This is a genomic window from Streptomyces sp. NPDC001709 (genome assembly GCF_053596375.1).
Genome location: NZ_JBSFGB010000005.1, coordinates 341,555 through 356,554, shown reverse-complemented (window position 1 = coordinate 356,554; position 15,000 = coordinate 341,555). Strand labels below are relative to the sequence as shown.

The following is a 15,000-nucleotide window of genomic DNA, read 5'->3' as shown; positions in this document are numbered from 1 at the left end:
CACCCCTTGATCAGCGCGCGGCCGGTTCCTTCGCGATCCGCTCCAGCATGAACGCCGAGGACTCGCGGGCCCGCTCCTCCCAGGCGAACACACAGGCCGTGGCGACGCCGTCGAACTTCAACTCCCGCAGCGTACCGAAGAACGCGGCCCAGTCGATCTCGCCCTGCCCGATGTCCAGGCGCTGGTGGATACGGGCCGGGGTGCCGGGCGGGTTGAGGTTGTACCGCAGCCTGGAGGAGCCCTTATGGTTGAAGGTGTCCGCGATGTGGACGTGCTTCCCGCGATGCCCTCCCGCTCGAACAGCGGCAGCGGCTCAGAACGGGCGTTGAACTCCGAGTTCATCAGCGGGTATTCCAGGTCCGCGGTGATCTCGATCACCCGCTTCCAGTAGCGCACGGCCACCTGCCCCTCCTCCTCGTCGGGCGAGGACCACTTGTACAGCGGCAGCACCGAGGACAGCTGCACCCCGTGCGTGCGCAGGGAGTTCTTCAGCTCGGTCACGCGCGCGTCGTTCGCCCACGGGTGCAGGACGAACGGCATGAAGTTCGCGCGCGGGGGCAACCCCCATGTATTCGTATCCGAGTTCGTCGATCGGCAGGGTGCGGAACATGTACGGGTCGAGGGCGATCTTCACGCGGCACCTCCGTAGAACGCGGGGCGGGGCTTGAGGTCCGTGGCCAAGACGCGCCCCGACCCCAGGGCCTCGACCGTCGCGGCGGTGACGACGGTGGCGGCGTAGCCCTTCCCAGACCGACGGGCCGGTGGGCTCCCGGCCGGCGGCGATGCCCGCGATCCACTCGCGGAACTCGGTGTCGAAGGCGCCCGCGAAGCGGCCCACCCAGTCCGTCGGCACGGCCCACGATGGCGGACGTCGCCGAGAAGGCGGGGGTCTCCCGGGCGCTGGTGTCGATCGTGTTCCGCAACCAGCCGGGAGCCGGCGAGGAGACCCGGGAGCGGGTCCTGCGGGTGGCCGACGAGATCGGCTACCGGACCGACAGCGCCGCCCGGTTGCTGCCCCGGGGCCGCAGTCGCACCCTCGGCGTGATGTTCATCGCGCACCGGATCTTCCAGTCGGACCTGGTCGAGGGGATCTACCCCGAGGCCGAGCGCCTCGGCTACGACGTGCTGCTGTCGGCCGTCGCCGAGGGCCGCAGCTAGGTCAAGGCGGTCGAGGCCCTGCTCAGCCACCGCGGCGAGGCGCTCATCCTGCAGGGTCCCGGGTCCGACTCCGCCTTCCTGAACCAGCTCGGACAGCGCACGGCCACCGTCTCCGTCGGCCGCCGGGCGCCCGGGGCCCGCCTCGACTTCGTGCACACCGCCGAGGGCGAGGCCGTGCGGCAGGCCATGCAGCACCTCGTGGAACTCGGCCACCGCCGGATCGTGCACATCGACGGCGGCCACGGCCCCGGTTCCGCCGAGCGCCGCCGCGCCGGCCGGGCCGCGATGCGCCGGCACGGACTACAGGCCGAGCTGCGCGTCATCCCGGGCGACCACACCGGGCCGGCTGCTGCTCGCCGAGCGGGATGCCGGTGCGGCACTGCCCACGGCCGTCCTCGCCGGCAACGACCGTAGCGCCATGGGCCTGTTGATGGCGCTGACCCGGGGCGGCGTGGAGGTGCCGCGCGACCTCTCCGTCGTCGGCTACGACGACAGCCACCTGTCCCATCTGATGCCGATCGGCCTGACGACCGTACGCCAGGACGCCCGGCTCGTGGCCGAACACGCGGTCCGGTTCGCCGTCCAGCGCCTGGAGAACCCGGAACTGGAGCCCAGAGAGGCGGAGTTGGACCCGAAGCTCGTGGTGCGGGACACGAGCGGCCCGCCACCTGCCTGAATTCGGGGCGAGCCGCAATCCGGGCGACGGTCAAGCCGCCTTTCCCGCAAGGGCCTTGACGAGCTGGTCCCGTGTCATCTTCGACCTGCCCGGCACACCCACGGCACTCGCCCGCTCGTACAGCTCCGCCTTCGACAGGGACGCCAGATCCTCGGCCGCCGTCCCGCTCGCGGCCTGTTTCCTGCCCCCGCCCTTACGGCGGCCCCCGGACCTGCTCTGCTCGACGCTCCGGCTGAGTACGTCCATGAGGTCGATGACGTTCGTCGCCTCGGGCGGTTCCGGCTCCGTGACGACCTCCTCGCCCTTCTGCTTCGCGGCGACGAGTTTCTTGACGCGCTCCTCGTACGTGTCGTGGTACTCGCCGGGATCCCAGTCGATGGTGAGGGCGTCGACCAGCTGCTCGGCCGTCCGTAGTTCCTTGCTGTCGCTCTTCGTGCGCCGCTGCGGCAGCTCGGGCACCACATCGGCGGGGTCACGCACCTCGTCGGCCCAGTGCAGGGTGTGCAGCACCAGAACGCCCGGCTGTGCGCGCAACGCGGTCAGGTACTCCTTGCCGCGCATGGTGAGCGTGCCGATCCCGGCCTTGTCCGAGCGGTCCAGCGCCGAGCGCATCAGCTCGTACACCTTGGCGTACTCCTTGCCGCGCGGGCCCACGTAGTACGTGCGGGCGAAGTACACGGGCTCGACCTGGCGCAGGTCGACGAACCCGGCCAGGTCGATCACCTTCGACCGCCCCGGCGCGATCTCCTCCAGCTCCTCGGGCTCGACGACCACGTACTCGCCCTCGTCGATCTCGTAGCCCTTGACGATCCGGTCGGCGTCGACCTCCTTGCCGGTGCGCTCGTTGACCCGCTTGTTGCGGATCCGGTCGGAGGTGCCGCGCTGGAGCTGGTGGAAGTGCACGGTGTGGTCCTCGGTGGCGGTGTACAGCCCCACGGGCAGGCTCACCAGCCCGAAGGTCAGGACTCCGGTCCAGATCGGTCTCGCCATGGCTCCTCGCCTCCTGACCCGGTTCTCCCGGGTTCCAGGGTCTCAAGGTCGCCGTGTGGCGGCACGGCCGCGTTCAGCGCTGCGCGGCCAGGAACGTGCGGTACCAGACGATGGTGTCGTTCAGGGTGGTGTCCAAGGGGACGGGCTTGAGGCCGAAGGTGTCCTGGATCGCGGCGGAGTCCATCACCTGCGGCTCGGTGTGCTGGTAGAAGAGTTCGGCGTACGAGTCCATGAACGCCTCGCCGAAGGGGCCGAACGGGCGCGGCTGCGGCTGGATCGTGATGTTCAGCGGTTGCCCGGCCTTCTCCTCGATCATCCGGAAGACCTCCCGGGTACTGCGGGCCGCAGCGGTCGGCAGGTGCCATACGCGGCCGTCGCCGTCGGGGTTCTCGCCGAGCGTGGCCAGCCCGGCGGCCACGTCGCGGATGTCGGTGTAGCTGTGCGGCAGGTCGATGTCGCCCAGGCCGAACACCTCGCCGCCGGTCAGCGCGCCGGGGAAGACGGCGCCGCCCAGGGAGGAGTTGAGCACGCCGGGACCGACGAAGTCGGCCGAGCGGCCGAGCACGACACGGACGCGGCCCGCACGGTGCGCGGCCAGGTACTTCTCGTCGAGGGCCGCCCGCATCCTCCCCTTGGCGCTGGTCGCGTTCCACGGGCTGTCCTCGGTCATGACCCGGCCGTGCGTCTCGCCGTAGGGGTAGAGCGTGTCGAGCACGACCAGCCGGGCGCCCTCGGCCTCGACGGCGCCGAGCACCGCGTCCTGGATGCCCGGCATCACGTCGACCTGCAGGTGGTAGGCGACGTTCACGCAGTGGTGGACGACGGCGGCGCCCTTGATCGCGGCGCGCGCACCCTCGACGGTGCCGACGTCGCCCTTGCGGCGGACCACGCCCTCGGGAGTGGGCCCGGTCCCTGACCGGTCGACCAGGCGGACCGCGTGCCCACGGCGGGCCAGCTCCCCGGCGAGCGTCGAGCCGGCCGGTCCGGCGCCCAGGACGACGTGCAGTTCGCGTGCGGTGGAGGTCATGTCGGGTCCCTCTTTCCGTGTGGTGTTCCCGGAGCCATCGGTTTGTAGCTCTCAGATTAGTTATAGGCTCTAACTCTGGCAATACCTACTGGCACTATGTATGGGCAACAGCAGGAGACGCACCGAACCGACCCGAGGGAGAGAGATGGCCGCCACACCCGCCGGGCCGCGCGCCCGCTACCGCGCACAGGTCCGCGAGGAGATCCAGGAGGTCGCCCTGCGGCAGCTCGCCGAGAGCGGAGTGCAGGGCGTCGCGCTCAACGCCATCGCGCGGGAGATGGGGATGTCGGGGCCGGCCCTGTACCGCTACTTCGCGGGCCGTGACGAGCTGCTCCACGAGCTGGTCCGCTCCGCGTACGACGACGCGGGGCAGGCGATCAACGCGGTGACCCCGAGTCCCGACCCGCGCACCACCCTGCTCGCCCTCGGCCGCGCCTACCACGCCTGGGCCCTGTCACAGCCGCACCGCTACCTGCTCATCCAGGGGCCGCCCGCCCCTGGCTACACACCCCCGGCCGACATCGTCGAGCGCTCGCGCTACGCGATGGGGCCGTTCGTCACCGTCTTCGCCCAGGGCGAGGCCACCGAGCCCGTCCAGCCGGTCATCGACGAGATGGCGACCTGGCTGCGCAGCGACCAGAGCGCCGTCGCCTGGCTGCACGCCCGGACCGACCTGGACCCAGCGGACCCGCGCGCACGTTGCGCCCTGGGCGGCACCATCCTGGCCTGGTCGCACCTGCACGGCACCGTCAGCCTCGAAGTCACCGGGCAGTACACGGGCATGGGTCATCGGGCCGCCACGCTCCTCGACGCCCAACTGGGGCTGCTCGCAGACGCCTTCCAGCTGTCCTGAGATCCAGAGAGTTGACGGGGTGTCAAATATGGTTTGGGTGGGAGGGGCCCTGCCCGGGCCACAGCTCATCCTGGGGGTGACGGGGCCAGGCTCGGTGCTCGTCGGGCTCGTAAGCTCGGGGACATGAGCAGGCCGAATGCGCTCGGGGAGTACCTGCGGGCCCGTCGTGAGCTGACCGATCCGGCGGACGTGGGGCTGCCGGTCGTGGGCGTACGCCGTACCCCCGGGCTGCGCCGTGAAGAGGTCGCCACCCTGGCCGGGATCAGCGCCGACTACTACCTCCGCCTGGAGCAGGGCCGCGACCGCAATCCGTCCCCGCAGGTGCTGGAGGCTCTGGCACGGGTGTTCCGGCTGGACGCGACCGCCACCGGTCACCTGCTGAGCCTGTCCACCGCCCGCCCGGCCGCGCCCCGGCGGCCGCGCCGCGAGGTGGTGCCGGCCGGGATCCGGCAGCTGCTCGACGTGATCAACCTGCCGGCGTTCGTGGAGAGCCGGATGTTCGAGGTGCTCGCCGCGAACCGGCTCGCCACCGCCGTGTCACCCAGCATCCGGCCAGGCGTCAACCGGCTCCGTGCGATCTTCCTCGACCCCGACGAGCAGGATCTCCATCCCGGCTGGGAGCAAGTGGCCGGCAGCCTGGTCGCCGGGTTCCGCGCATCCGTGGGCAGCGACGTCGACGACCCGCGGATCGTCCAGCTGGTCGGCGAGCTGTCGCTGGCCAGCGAACCGTTCCGGCGGCTGTGGGCCCGGCACGACGTCGCCCCGCTGGCGGGAGGGGCGATGCGGCTGCGCCATCCGCAGGCCGGCATGCTCGAGCTGCGCCGGGAGAAACTGCCACTCAGTGACTCCGACGGCCAGATCCTGGCGATCTACCACGCCGCACCGGGCTCGGAGACGGCCCGCCTGCTCGAGTCACTCCGTTCGGCGACGGTCACCGAGGCCTCCAGCGCTTCCGTGGCCGACACCGGCAGCACGGGAGCGTGAGCGAGGCCGCCTGCCGTCCGCGCCCGGATGGAGTTTGGCGGCCGGTCGTCAGCGAGTGCCTGCACCCGTGGTCAGCCCTTCGACCTGCGCGGCGGCGGACTCCGCGCGGCGCCGGGCCTCCCGTACGGCGCGGTCGGCCTGTCGCGCCCGGTCCCGCGCGTCCCGTTCACCGGCCCGTGCCCGCCGCTGCTCCTCCTCGGCGTGCCGTAGCCGCTCCCGCAGCTCACGGACTTGCTCCTCTGCCCCGGCCGCCCGGGCGCCCGCCTCCTCCACCGCCTGTCCGGCGTCGTCGGCCTCCTTCTCCCGGGCGCGCAGTTCCCGTTCGGCCTCACGGGCCTTCTCGCGGGCCTCGGTGAGGCGCCGGCGGCGCTCCGGGTCCTTCGTCTCGCGGTCCTTCGCCTCGCGATCCTTGCCTCGGCCGGGTTTCTTCGACTCGGCCGCAGGGGGAGCGGGGCGGCTGCCGAGCAGGGCCTCGTCGGCCGCCGGGAACCCCACCATCGAGCTGAGCGGTTTCACCAGCCGGCCCGCCGCCCACTCCCGCGCGGCCTCCGGATCGGCCAGCACGGCATGCAGGGTCTCCTCGACCTCACGCTGGACGCCCTCGCCCACCGGATGCCCGGCCTCCGCGGCCAGTCGCCGGGCCTGCCGACCGAGCGTGCCGATCATCTCGTTCTGCCGGCGAGCCAGCTTGCGCAGCTGTGCTCCGTCCAGTTCGCGGTGGGCGCGGCGCAGCTCCTCGCCGAGCCCGAGCAGCGGCTCGACCTGCTCCGGCTGCCGGCGTACGAGCAGATTGCCGACCCAGGCCGCCAGGCTCGGCCGCCGCAGCGCGCCGATCTCCTTGGCGAGGGCCTGATCACCGGCCTTTCGGGCGTCCAGGGCGCGGCGGTCGCGGGCGGCGACGAACTCCTCCGGCCGCAGCCCGTACAGCTCGTCGGCGACGGCGTCCAGGTCCACCAGTGTCCCTCTCGACGGCGACCTCGGTGACAGAGCCCGGGTATCCCACTCCGCAGTGTTCATGTGCCGTGTCCGGCGATGCATCCAGGTGAGGGAGGTGGGGCGGGGGAGAGAGTTGAGGTGGGGCGGAGGCGGTGACTTTCGGCGCCGGATCCCCAACCTTCGGCTCCGTGCCGTAGACCGTCGGCGGACGGCGCCGGTGCGGCCCGCCCCGGCAGGGTGATCGTATGCAGAGGACCAAGGGGATCAAGCGCGCACAGTTCCTGGCCGGCCTGGCGTCCGCGGGCCTTGCCGCGACCGTGCTGCCGTCGGGGCGGGCCCGCGCCACGACACAGGACGACTCGGGGCAGACCCGTGCAGCCGCACGGGGCGGACTGCGCCACCACGGGGTCGTGTACACCGTGGGCGAGAGGGAGACACCGGGTACGGCCTTCAGCGTTGCGCGGATGCGGGAGGACATCCGGGCCATCCGGGACGAACTGCACGCCGACACGGTCGACGTGACGGGTGACGGCGTCGACCGCCTCACGGCCACCGCCGCCGAGGCCGCCGAACGGGGGTTGCGGGTCTGGCTGCAGCCGACCCTCGGCGACGTCCCGGAACGCGACATCCTGGAACACCTCGCCGAGACCGGCCGGTTCGCGGAGCGGCTGCGCCGGCACGGTGCGGCCGTGGACCTCAGCGTGGGCTGCGAGTTCTGGCTGTTCGTGCCCGGGATCGTCCCCGGTGACACCGTCTTCGAGCGCATCCGGAACCTGCGCGAGGGCAAGGTGGACCCGGTCGCGATGCAGCGCCGCCTGGACCGCTTCACCGCGAAGGCGGCCGCGGTCGGCCGGTCCGTCTTCCACGGCCGGCTGAGCTACGCCGCCGCCCAGGACGACCGGGTCGACTGGCGCCTCTTCGACATCGTGGGCATCGACTACTACTCGTGGTTCCCCCGCAAGGCCGACTACGTAAGGGAGCTGAGCCGCTATCTGCGGTGGGGCAAACCGCTGGCCATCACGGAGTTCGGCACCTGCGCCTACGTCGGGGCGCCCCAGACCGCCGGCATGGGCTGGGACGTCGTCGACTACGACCAGAAGCCCCCGGAGATCAAGGGCCACCTGATCCGCAGCGAGCGCACCCAAGCGGCCTATCTCATGCAACTCCTGGACGCCTTCGATTCGTTGGACCTGTACGCGGCGATGGCCTTCGAGTTCGTGACCCCCGACGCCCCGCACCGCCCGGGCGACCCGCGCCACGACCTCGACATGGCGAGCTACGCCATCACCAAGTCCATCAAGGCCCACCCGGACGACCCCGCCTCCGACTGGCACTGGAAACCGAAGGAAGCCTTCCACGCCCTGTCCCGCCGCTACCGGCACGCCCACGCCGACCTCCGCCACGTCGGCTGACCGGGCTGCACCGGACTTGGCCGTTGGCAGGTCGACCGACCCGGCCGCACCTGACCTGGCCGCCGACCGGTCGCGCGACTCCGCTGCGCCGGAGTCGGCTGCCGTCCACCCGCTGCTCCGTCTGCGGTCGGCTCGGCCTCCGCCACCCGGTTACAGCCTCCGGCTATGCGCGCCCGGCAACGGTGATGATCTCCCCGCCCGCCAGGGTGACGGGGGCGCGACACCAGTCGCCGGGGCGGCCCTCGATCTCGAAGCCGGTCTCGGCCAGGAACGTCCAGGTAGCGAAGCCGGGCGTGGGCGACCCCCAGCTCCCAGCCGACGGCATCGCAGGTCCCGCGGCACGGCACGGACGGTGTGGAGGGAGGCAGGGATCTCGTCGTCCGTGGCCAGGAACCGGAAGGCGAGGTCAGCCGCGGTCACGAGGTTGGCATCCGCTCCCACGTCGCGCGCGGCCCCAGGGCGGCCGGGGCCGGGGCGAGGCGCACGCGCCCGGCATGCCCGCGCTCGCGTGCCCGGTGCGGCATCGTGCCGGTGCCACAGCCGACGTCCCAGGCCGAGCCCGCGGGTTCACCAGGCCGTACAGAGCGTTGGTATCCGCCGCCCTCGCCTCGCCCTCGCCCCCGCCCAGGCGAACAGAGCGCGGCAAGGCACGCGCAGGCTCACCTGTTCGGAGGACCGTCCGGCTTGCCGCGCCGCTGTCGCCGATCCCGGGCCAGATGATGCGGGCATGTCCCCGACCCACCTGCAGACCCACCCGCAGAACCACCCACAGACCGACTCGCCGCCCCGCCCCGCGGCCGACGGCGTGACCGGTCGCCGTACCGCCCGTGCCCGTGCGCCCCACGCCGGGCGCGGCTACCCGGTGACGGACGTGCCCACCAGGCGGGTCTATGCGAACGCAAGCATGAACGCAAACGCCCGGGCGGGCGCGGACGACGGTGCCGAGGGCGACGCGGAGGTGGACGGCGGGCCACGGCACACGACCAAAATTGCATCGTTCGTTTTCTTGAACCCCTCGTGTTTTTGAGGGTAGGTTCGGCTCTATGACCGCCTCCCCGACTCCGACCACCGCCGAGGAGCTCCGCGGTGCCGGCCTGCGCGTGACGGCAGCCCGCGTCGCGCTGCTGGAGACCGTCCGGGCGGGCGACCACCTCGGCGTCGAGGCGATCGCCTCCGGGGTGCGCCACCGCGTAGGCCACATCTCCCTGCAAGCCGTCTACGAGGCCCTTCACGCCCTCACCGCGGCGGGCCTCGTCCGCCGTATCGAGCCGGCCGGTCACCCGGCCAGGTACGAGGGACGCGTGGGGGACAACCACCACCACATCGTGTGCCGGTCATGCGCCGCCGTCGCCGACGTCGACTGTTCGGTCGGCGACGCGCCCTGCCTGACCGCCTCCGACGACCGCGGCTTCGCCATCGACGAGGCCGAGGTCGTCTACTGGGGCCTGTGCCCCGACTGTTCCACCGGCCGCAGTTCCTGAGCACCGAGTTCCGCACAGTTCGGAAGGATTGCCATGACCGAGAACCACGACGCGATCGTCACAGACGCGAAGTCGGAGGGAGCGAGCGGCGGCTGCCCGGTCGCCCACGACCGTGCCCCGCACCCCACCCAGGGCGGTGGCAACCGCCAGTGGTGGCCGGACCGGCTCAACCTGAAGATCCTTGCCAAGAACCCGGCCGTGGCCAACCCGTTCGGCGAGGACTTCGACTACCGCGAGGCCTTCAACGCCCTGGACCTCGCGGCCGTGAAACGGGACATCGCCGAGGTGCTCACCACCTCGCAGGACTGGTGGCCCGCCGACTTCGGCAACTACGGCCCGCTGATGATCCGTATGGCCTGGCACAGCGCCGGTACGTACCGCATCAGCGACGGCCGCGGCGGCGCCGGCGGCGGCCAGCAGCGCTTCGCCCCGATCAACAGCTGGCCGGACAACGCGAGCCTGGACAAGGCCCGCCGGCTGCTGTGGCCGGTCAAGAAAAAGTACGGCAAGTCCATTTCCTGGGCCGACCTGATGATCCTCACGGGCAACGTGGCGCTGGAGACGATGGGCTTCAAGACCTTCGGCTTCGCCGGTGGCCGCGTCGACGAGTGGGAGCCCGACGAGGACGTCTACTGGGGTCCCGAGACCGTCTGGCTGGACGACAAGCGCTACACCGGTGACCGTGAGCTGGAGAACCCGCTCGCCGCGGTCCAGATGGGTCTCATCTACGTCAACCCCGAGGGCCCGAACGGCAACCCGGACCCGATCGCCGCGGCCCGCGACATCCGTGAGACCTTCCGCCGTATGGCGATGAACGACGAGGAGACCGTCGCCCTCATCGCCGGTGGCCACACCTTCGGCAAGACCCACGGCGCCGGCCCGGCGGACAACGTCGGCGCCGACCCCGAGGCGGCCCCGCTGGAGCAGATGGGCCTCGGCTGGAAGAGCACCTACGGCACGGGCGTCGGCAAGGACGCCATCACCAGTGGCCTCGAGGTCATCTGGACCCAGTCGCCGACGAAGTGGAGCAACGAGTTCTTCAAGAACCTCTTCGAGTACGAGTACGAGCTGACCCAGAGCCCGGCCGGCGCCAACCAGTGGGTGGCCAAGGATGCCCCGGAGGACGTCCCGGACGCGTTCGACCCGGAGAAGAAGCACCGTCCGACGATGCTCACCACGGACCTCTCGCTGCGCTTCGACCCGATCTACGAGCCGATCTCGCGCCGCTTCTACGAGCACCCGGAACAGTTCGCGGATGCCTTCGCCCGCGCCTGGTACAAGCTGACGCACCGCGACATGGGCCCGGTCGTCCGCTACCTCGGCCCGGAGGTCCCCAGCGAGGAGCTGCTGTGGCAGGACCCGCTGCCGCAGCGCATCGGTGAGGTCATCGACGCCGCGGACATCGCCTCCCTCAAGGAGGAGATCCTCGGCACGGGCCTCACCGTCTCGCAGCTGGTCTCCGCCGCCTGGGCCGCGGCCTCCTCCTTCCGCGGCAGCGACAAGCGCGGCGGCGCCAACGGCGGCCGTATCCGCCTGGAGCCGCAGCGCAACTGGGAGGTCAACAACCCGGACGAGCTGGCCCAGGTGCTGCGCGCCCTGGAGGGGATCCAGCAGTCCTTCAACGCCAAGGGCGGCAAGCAGGTCTCGCTGGCCGACCTGGTCGTACTCGCGGGCTCCGCGGCCGTCGAGAAGGCGGCCAAGGACGGCGGCGTCGAGGTCGAGGTGCCGTTCGCGCCGGGCCGTGTCGACGCCTCGCAGGAGCAGACGGACGTCGAGTCGTTCGCCGCGCTGGAGCCGGCCGCCGACGGCTTCCGGAACTACGTCGGCAAGGGCAACCGCCTGCCGGCCGAGTTCCTGCTGGTCGACAAGGCGAACCTGCTCAGGCTGAGCGCGCCCGAGATGACCGTCCTCGTCGGTGGTCTGCGCGTCCTCGGTGCCAACCACAACGGCTCCAAGCACGGTGTCCTCACCGACCGGCCGGGCACGCTGACGAACGACTTCTTCGTCAACCTGCTCGACCTGGACACCGAGTGGAAGTCGACGTCCTCCGCGCAGGACGAGTTCGAGGCCCGTGACGCCTCCGGTGCGGTCAAGTGGACCGGAACCCGTGCCGACCTGGTGTTCGGTGCGAACTCCGAGCTGCGTGCCCTCGCCGAGGTCTACGCCAGCGACGACGCGAAGGAGAAGTTCGTGAAGGACTTCGTCGCCGCGTGGGTCAAGGTCATGAACGCGGACCGGTTCGACCTCGTCTGATCAACGCTTCGAGGGCGTCCGGGCCGACCCGCACAGGTCGGCCCGGACGCCCTCGTCGTTGCCGGCAGGGGCAGGGGCAGGGGCAGGGGCAGGGGCAGGGGCAGAGGCAGGGGCCTTGGCTTCATGGAACCGTCACAGGTGATCCACAACCGTCACAGGCGGGCCACAGCGGAAACTCCGAGTCTCCCGGCGCTGTCTCCGTCCGTGAACACCGGCACGGAGCCGGTCGTAACACGGATCACCGGAATCGGGGGACCCCATGCACCACCGCAACACCATCCGCCTCGCTGCGTCTGCTACGGCCGTGATCGCCGCCGCGCTGTCCCTGACGGCGTGCAGCCAGGGCGATGACAATGGGGCGGCCAAGACGTCCTCCCCGACCCCGGCCTCCGCCACCCCCGCCCACACCGCCCCCACCGCCGCGAACCCCACCCCCACGGCCCCGTCGGCCACGAGATCCTCCGGCGGCGGCACATCGACCGCTCCGAGCACCCCGGCCACTCCTACGTCCGGCACCTCGGCCGGTACGACGCCGACGTGCTCGGTGTCGGCCGTGACGGCGACGGCCTACCAGGCGGCCAACCGCCCGGACGGCACCGGCACGGGCGCGGCGATCGTCGAGTTCACCAACGCCTCCGGACACGCGTGCGTCCTGAGCGGCCACCCGTCGGTGGCCGGAGCGGGCAACGGGTCCCCCGAGCACAACAGCCCGCTGAAGGTGACTCCCACGGGCAGCGCGTCGGCCGTGTCCCTCGCGCCGGGCGGCAAGGCATGGGTGAAGCTGACCTTCGTCCAGGTCCAGGGCGAGGCCGACGGGTACTGCGTGTCGGGTGCGAAGCCCGTCGTCTACCCGACGCTCGTGGTCGGAATTCCCGGCTCCGGGGCGCACCAAGTCGCCCTTTCGGACGGTGAGTTCGCCGAGTGCGACAACACCGTCACCGCGACCGCGGTCCTGGCGGCAAAGCCTTCCTGACCGCCCCTCGACCAGCGGGCGGCCCCGACCAAGACGGCGGCCGGGGCCGCCCGCTGCGCCCGCACGATCCGGTCGGCGCCGCCGGCCATCCGGTCGAGGCCGAGCGCGGCGGCCCCCCAAAGGGGCGCGAGGCCGTATGCGATGTGCGGCTCCGCCGCGTGGGCGCGAGCAGCCACAAGACACCCGCAGACGCCCGACGGCCGTAGCCCAACGCTGCCGACGCGCACGGCCCCGTCACCTCCGCAGCACCTCGAAGGCCTCCCGCCCCGCGACCCCGATCGCAAGGTCGATGTCCGGCGCGAGCCCCGCGCAGCGGTCCGCGCGGGTCAGCGCGGCGATGGCCACCCGGTCCCCCGAATCGGCCTCGACCACACCGATCTCGTGCCGCAGGTGCAGGAACGAGCCCGTCTTGCCGCTCCACCGCAGCGTGTCCGCCCGTAGTTCGCTCGCCAGCCGATGCGCGAACACCTGCAACCCCATCAGCCGCCGCAGCTCCGCTGTCGCCGCGGGGACGGCGACCTCGTCGCACCACACCCGCCGCAGCAGCTCGACGAGCGCCGCGGCCGAGCCCGCGTTGGCGTAGGCGGGATCCAGGGTCTCGATGGTGTGCCGGTCAGCCCGCTCGTCCCGGAGGGCCAGTTCCAGCGCGAGCGAGAAGTCGTTGCCGGCGGCACCGGCGGCACACTCGTACATGTGGTTCATCCGGTGCCGCATCCGGACCTCCCCGCACCCCCAGGCGCGCAACCGCGCGTCCACGTCCGCCACCGGCACCAGGTCGAGCAAGGCGTCCGCCGCGGCGTTGTCGCTCACCGACAGCATCTGCAGCAGCAGATCGCGGACGGCCACGGTCGCCGGGTACCGGAACGCCGCGAGTCCGGTGGGACCGACGCTGCTCCTCGCCGGGTCGACCGTCACCGGGTGTGCCGGATCGAGGTCACCGGCCGCGATCCGGTCCAGCACGACGAGGGCGAGCGGGACCTTGACCACCGACGCGAGCGGCACCAACTCCTCTACGTCGAAGCCGAGTTGTTCGCCCGTGTCCAGGTTCCGGGCGAGGAAGGAGCCGCGCACGCCGAGTGCCGCCCAGTCGGCGGCGATCGCCTCGGCGACGTCCAGCAGGGCGCCGTCGTCCCCGACGTACACCGGTGCCGCGCTCATCCGCGGGCCGCCAGTCGCGCCGCCACGTCCTCGCCACCGGTCCCCTGGCCCGCCGCGCCGGTACCGCGGGCGGCGGCCCCCACCGCCGACGCCAGCAGCGGGACCAGCCACTCCGGCACATCCGCCGCGCCGGCCCGGTCCGGGGCGGCGCTGACGTCGTACCCCCGGTGCAGTGACCGGTCGGCCAGCGGGGCCCATCGTGCCCCGTGCTGCCGGGCGAACGACTCGGCGCACAGCAGCAGCGTCCGCCCGGCCAGCGTCTCGGCGAGCGCGGTGGCCGCGGGCCCGGCCGGCCGGAACCGGCCCGGGGGCAGCCCGGCGCGGGCCACGGCCCGCTCCAGACGGTCCGCGCCGGACGGCACGTGATCCTCCGGCAAGGTCAACACCGGTAGCGCCACAGCGCGTTCGGCGCTACGACCACGCCGCGGGCGCAGGTCCTCCAGGTGCACCCCGCGCCGAGTGCCGCCGCCGTACACCGGAACCCGATCCCCGTCCGCCGTGTCCGGCTCCGGCGCGGACGCCAGACCCAGCGGCACCTGGAACGCGCCCCGCTCCGGAAGAACCCGCACCAGCGCGTACGCGAGCGAGCCATCGGCGAGTCCGGAATCCCTTTCACCGGGCGGCAGTTCACGCACGCCGAGGGTGATCCCGCGCTCGGCTCCGGCGCGGATCGCGCGCGCCAGTGCCACCGGGGCGCAGTGCGCGGGCACCCCGACGGCTCGCGTCCGCGCCCGCCCGGCCGCACCGGCGACCTGGCGCAGCCGCTGGGCCCGGTCCAGCACGTCCCGGGAGTACGGGAGCAGTAGGACCCCCAGCTCCGTGGTGGTGATCTGCCGCTTCGAACGGTCGAACAACAGGCCGCCGAAGTGCTCCTCCAGCGTCTTGATACGACGGCTGAGCAGCGGCTGGGCGATGCCGAGCCGGTCGGCCGCCCGGGAGAAGCTCGCTTCGTCGGCCGTCGCGACATACGCCTCGAGGTGCGCCAGGAGATCCATCCAGCACTCATATCAATAAAGCATGGGGCGTTCAAAGTTCACTCTTGGACATGAGTGGCCTCCGGCTGTTTCGCTGTCCCCGTCGAAGATCCAGGAAGCGGATC

The 15,000-nt window shown here is 72.0% G+C and carries 13 protein-coding genes and 3 pseudogenes; 8 read left to right on the top strand and 8 right to left on the bottom strand.

Annotated features, from left to right (window positions below):
- Positions 1-10: 10 nt before the first annotated feature.
- Together ACWC0C_RS10595 and ACWC0C_RS10590 are read right to left on the bottom strand one after the other, a co-directional pair.
- A pseudogene (locus tag ACWC0C_RS10595) lies at positions 11-634 on the bottom strand (TIM barrel protein).
- Positions 631-862 (bottom strand): annotated as a pseudogene (locus tag ACWC0C_RS10590) (inositol 2-dehydrogenase); the annotation flags it as partial. The pseudogenes ACWC0C_RS10595 and ACWC0C_RS10590, both read right to left, overlap by 4 nt.
- Here ACWC0C_RS10590 and ACWC0C_RS10585 point away from each other — a divergent pair.
- Together ACWC0C_RS10585 and ACWC0C_RS10580 are read left to right on the top strand one after the other, a co-directional pair.
- Positions 862-1,158 (top strand): LacI family DNA-binding transcriptional regulator, encoded by a 297-nt coding sequence (locus ACWC0C_RS10585; protein WP_450863149.1) that lies wholly within the window; start codon positions 862-864, stop codon positions 1,156-1,158. The pseudogene ACWC0C_RS10590 and the gene ACWC0C_RS10585 overlap by 1 nt on opposite strands.
- Before the next feature lie 18 nt (positions 1,159-1,176).
- Positions 1,177-1,834: pseudogene (locus tag ACWC0C_RS10580) on the top strand (LacI family DNA-binding transcriptional regulator).
- Positions 1,835-1,864: 30 nt separating this feature from the next.
- Here ACWC0C_RS10580 and ku read toward each other — a convergent pair.
- Together ku and ACWC0C_RS10570 are read right to left on the bottom strand one after the other, a co-directional pair.
- A complete protein-coding gene (gene ku, locus ACWC0C_RS10575) occupies positions 1,865-2,824 on the bottom strand; it encodes a non-homologous end joining protein Ku (RefSeq protein ID WP_450863147.1) in 960 nt (319 codons plus the stop codon).
- 73 nt (positions 2,825-2,897) lie between these two features.
- On the bottom strand, positions 2,898-3,851 hold the full coding sequence (locus ACWC0C_RS10570) for an NAD-dependent epimerase/dehydratase family protein (RefSeq protein ID WP_450863145.1): 954 nt from the start codon (positions 3,849-3,851) through the stop codon (positions 2,898-2,900).
- Between the two features lie 145 nt (positions 3,852-3,996).
- Here ACWC0C_RS10570 and ACWC0C_RS10565 point away from each other — a divergent pair, with 145 nt between their 5' ends.
- Both ACWC0C_RS10565 and ACWC0C_RS10560 read left to right on the top strand, forming a co-directional pair.
- The gene (locus tag ACWC0C_RS10565) at positions 3,997-4,704 is read left to right on the top strand and encodes a TetR/AcrR family transcriptional regulator (RefSeq protein WP_450863143.1); all 708 of its coding nucleotides are present in this window, start codon (positions 3,997-3,999) and stop codon (positions 4,702-4,704) included.
- A 123-nt stretch (positions 4,705-4,827) separates the two neighbouring features.
- The gene (locus tag ACWC0C_RS10560) at positions 4,828-5,688 is read left to right on the top strand and encodes a helix-turn-helix transcriptional regulator (RefSeq protein ID WP_450863142.1); all 861 of its coding nucleotides are present in this window, start codon (positions 4,828-4,830) and stop codon (positions 5,686-5,688) included.
- 48 nt (positions 5,689-5,736) lie between these two features.
- On the opposite strand, the gene ACWC0C_RS10555 is transcribed toward ACWC0C_RS10560, so the two are convergent.
- Entirely contained in the window at positions 5,737-6,642 is a 906-nt protein-coding gene (locus ACWC0C_RS10555; protein ID WP_450863140.1) for a hypothetical protein, read from the bottom strand.
- A 227-nt stretch (positions 6,643-6,869) separates the two neighbouring features.
- Here ACWC0C_RS10555 and ACWC0C_RS10550 point away from each other — a divergent pair, with 227 nt between their 5' ends.
- Positions 6,870-8,036, top strand: a complete 1,167-nt coding sequence (locus ACWC0C_RS10550) for an abortive phage infection protein (RefSeq protein WP_450863139.1) — start codon at positions 6,870-6,872, stop codon at positions 8,034-8,036.
- A 163-nt stretch (positions 8,037-8,199) separates the two neighbouring features.
- Here ACWC0C_RS10550 and ACWC0C_RS10545 read toward each other — a convergent pair whose 3' ends face one another.
- Positions 8,200-8,361 carry a hypothetical protein gene (locus ACWC0C_RS10545; RefSeq protein WP_450863137.1) on the bottom strand — a complete coding sequence of 54 codons (162 nt, stop codon included), beginning with the start codon at positions 8,359-8,361 and terminating at the stop codon, positions 8,200-8,202.
- 718 nt (positions 8,362-9,079) lie between these two features.
- Between ACWC0C_RS10545 and ACWC0C_RS10540 the strand changes: the two genes are divergently transcribed.
- From ACWC0C_RS10540 to ACWC0C_RS10530, 3 genes are all read left to right on the top strand, one after another.
- The gene (locus ACWC0C_RS10540) at positions 9,080-9,517 is read left to right on the top strand and encodes a Fur family transcriptional regulator (RefSeq protein WP_449194131.1); all 438 of its coding nucleotides are present in this window, start codon (positions 9,080-9,082) and stop codon (positions 9,515-9,517) included.
- Positions 9,518-9,550: 33 nt separating this feature from the next.
- Positions 9,551-11,770 (top strand): catalase/peroxidase HPI, encoded by a 2,220-nt coding sequence (gene katG, locus ACWC0C_RS10535; RefSeq protein WP_450863135.1) that lies wholly within the window; start codon positions 9,551-9,553, stop codon positions 11,768-11,770.
- Between the two features lie 259 nt (positions 11,771-12,029).
- Positions 12,030-12,743, top strand: coding sequence for a DUF4232 domain-containing protein (locus ACWC0C_RS10530; protein ID WP_450863134.1), 714 nt, complete (start codon positions 12,030-12,032; stop codon positions 12,741-12,743).
- A 234-nt stretch (positions 12,744-12,977) separates the two neighbouring features.
- On the opposite strand, the gene ACWC0C_RS10525 is transcribed toward ACWC0C_RS10530, so the two are convergent.
- Both ACWC0C_RS10525 and ACWC0C_RS10520 read right to left on the bottom strand, forming a co-directional pair.
- Positions 12,978-13,901, bottom strand: coding sequence for a serine hydrolase (locus tag ACWC0C_RS10525; RefSeq protein ID WP_450863132.1), 924 nt, complete (start codon positions 13,899-13,901; stop codon positions 12,978-12,980).
- Positions 13,898-14,896: a LysR family transcriptional regulator gene (locus ACWC0C_RS10520; RefSeq protein WP_450863130.1), complete on the bottom strand. Its 999-nt coding sequence runs from the start codon at positions 14,894-14,896 to the stop codon at positions 13,898-13,900. The genes ACWC0C_RS10525 and ACWC0C_RS10520 overlap by 4 nt, the downstream gene beginning before the upstream one ends.
- Positions 14,897-15,000 lie beyond the last annotated feature (104 nt).

What these genes read in the sequence shown, in the direction of transcription:
- ACWC0C_RS10585 (WP_450863149.1), top strand. Translation starts at nt 862, where the DNA reads ATGGCGGACGTCGCCGAGAAGGCGGGGGTCTCCCGGGCGCTGGTGTCG.
- ku (WP_450863147.1), bottom strand. Translation starts at nt 2,824, where the DNA reads ATGGCGAGACCGATCTGGACCGGAGTCCTGACCTTCGGGCTGGTGAGC.
- ACWC0C_RS10570 (WP_450863145.1), bottom strand. Translation starts at nt 3,851, where the DNA reads ATGACCTCCACCGCACGCGAACTGCACGTCGTCCTGGGCGCCGGACCG.
- ACWC0C_RS10565 (WP_450863143.1), top strand. Translation starts at nt 3,997, where the DNA reads ATGGCCGCCACACCCGCCGGGCCGCGCGCCCGCTACCGCGCACAGGTC.
- ACWC0C_RS10560 (WP_450863142.1), top strand. Translation starts at nt 4,828, where the DNA reads ATGAGCAGGCCGAATGCGCTCGGGGAGTACCTGCGGGCCCGTCGTGAG.
- ACWC0C_RS10550 (WP_450863139.1), top strand. Translation starts at nt 6,870, where the DNA reads ATGCAGAGGACCAAGGGGATCAAGCGCGCACAGTTCCTGGCCGGCCTG.
- ACWC0C_RS10545 (WP_450863137.1), bottom strand. Translation starts at nt 8,361, where the DNA reads ATGCCGTCGGCTGGGAGCTGGGGGTCGCCCACGCCCGGCTTCGCTACC.
- ACWC0C_RS10540 (WP_449194131.1), top strand. Translation starts at nt 9,080, where the DNA reads ATGACCGCCTCCCCGACTCCGACCACCGCCGAGGAGCTCCGCGGTGCC.
- katG (WP_450863135.1), top strand. Translation starts at nt 9,551, where the DNA reads ATGACCGAGAACCACGACGCGATCGTCACAGACGCGAAGTCGGAGGGA.
- ACWC0C_RS10530 (WP_450863134.1), top strand. Translation starts at nt 12,030, where the DNA reads ATGCACCACCGCAACACCATCCGCCTCGCTGCGTCTGCTACGGCCGTG.
- ACWC0C_RS10525 (WP_450863132.1), bottom strand. Translation starts at nt 13,901, where the DNA reads ATGAGCGCGGCACCGGTGTACGTCGGGGACGACGGCGCCCTGCTGGAC.
- ACWC0C_RS10520 (WP_450863130.1), bottom strand. Translation starts at nt 14,896, where the DNA reads ATGGATCTCCTGGCGCACCTCGAGGCGTATGTCGCGACGGCCGACGAA.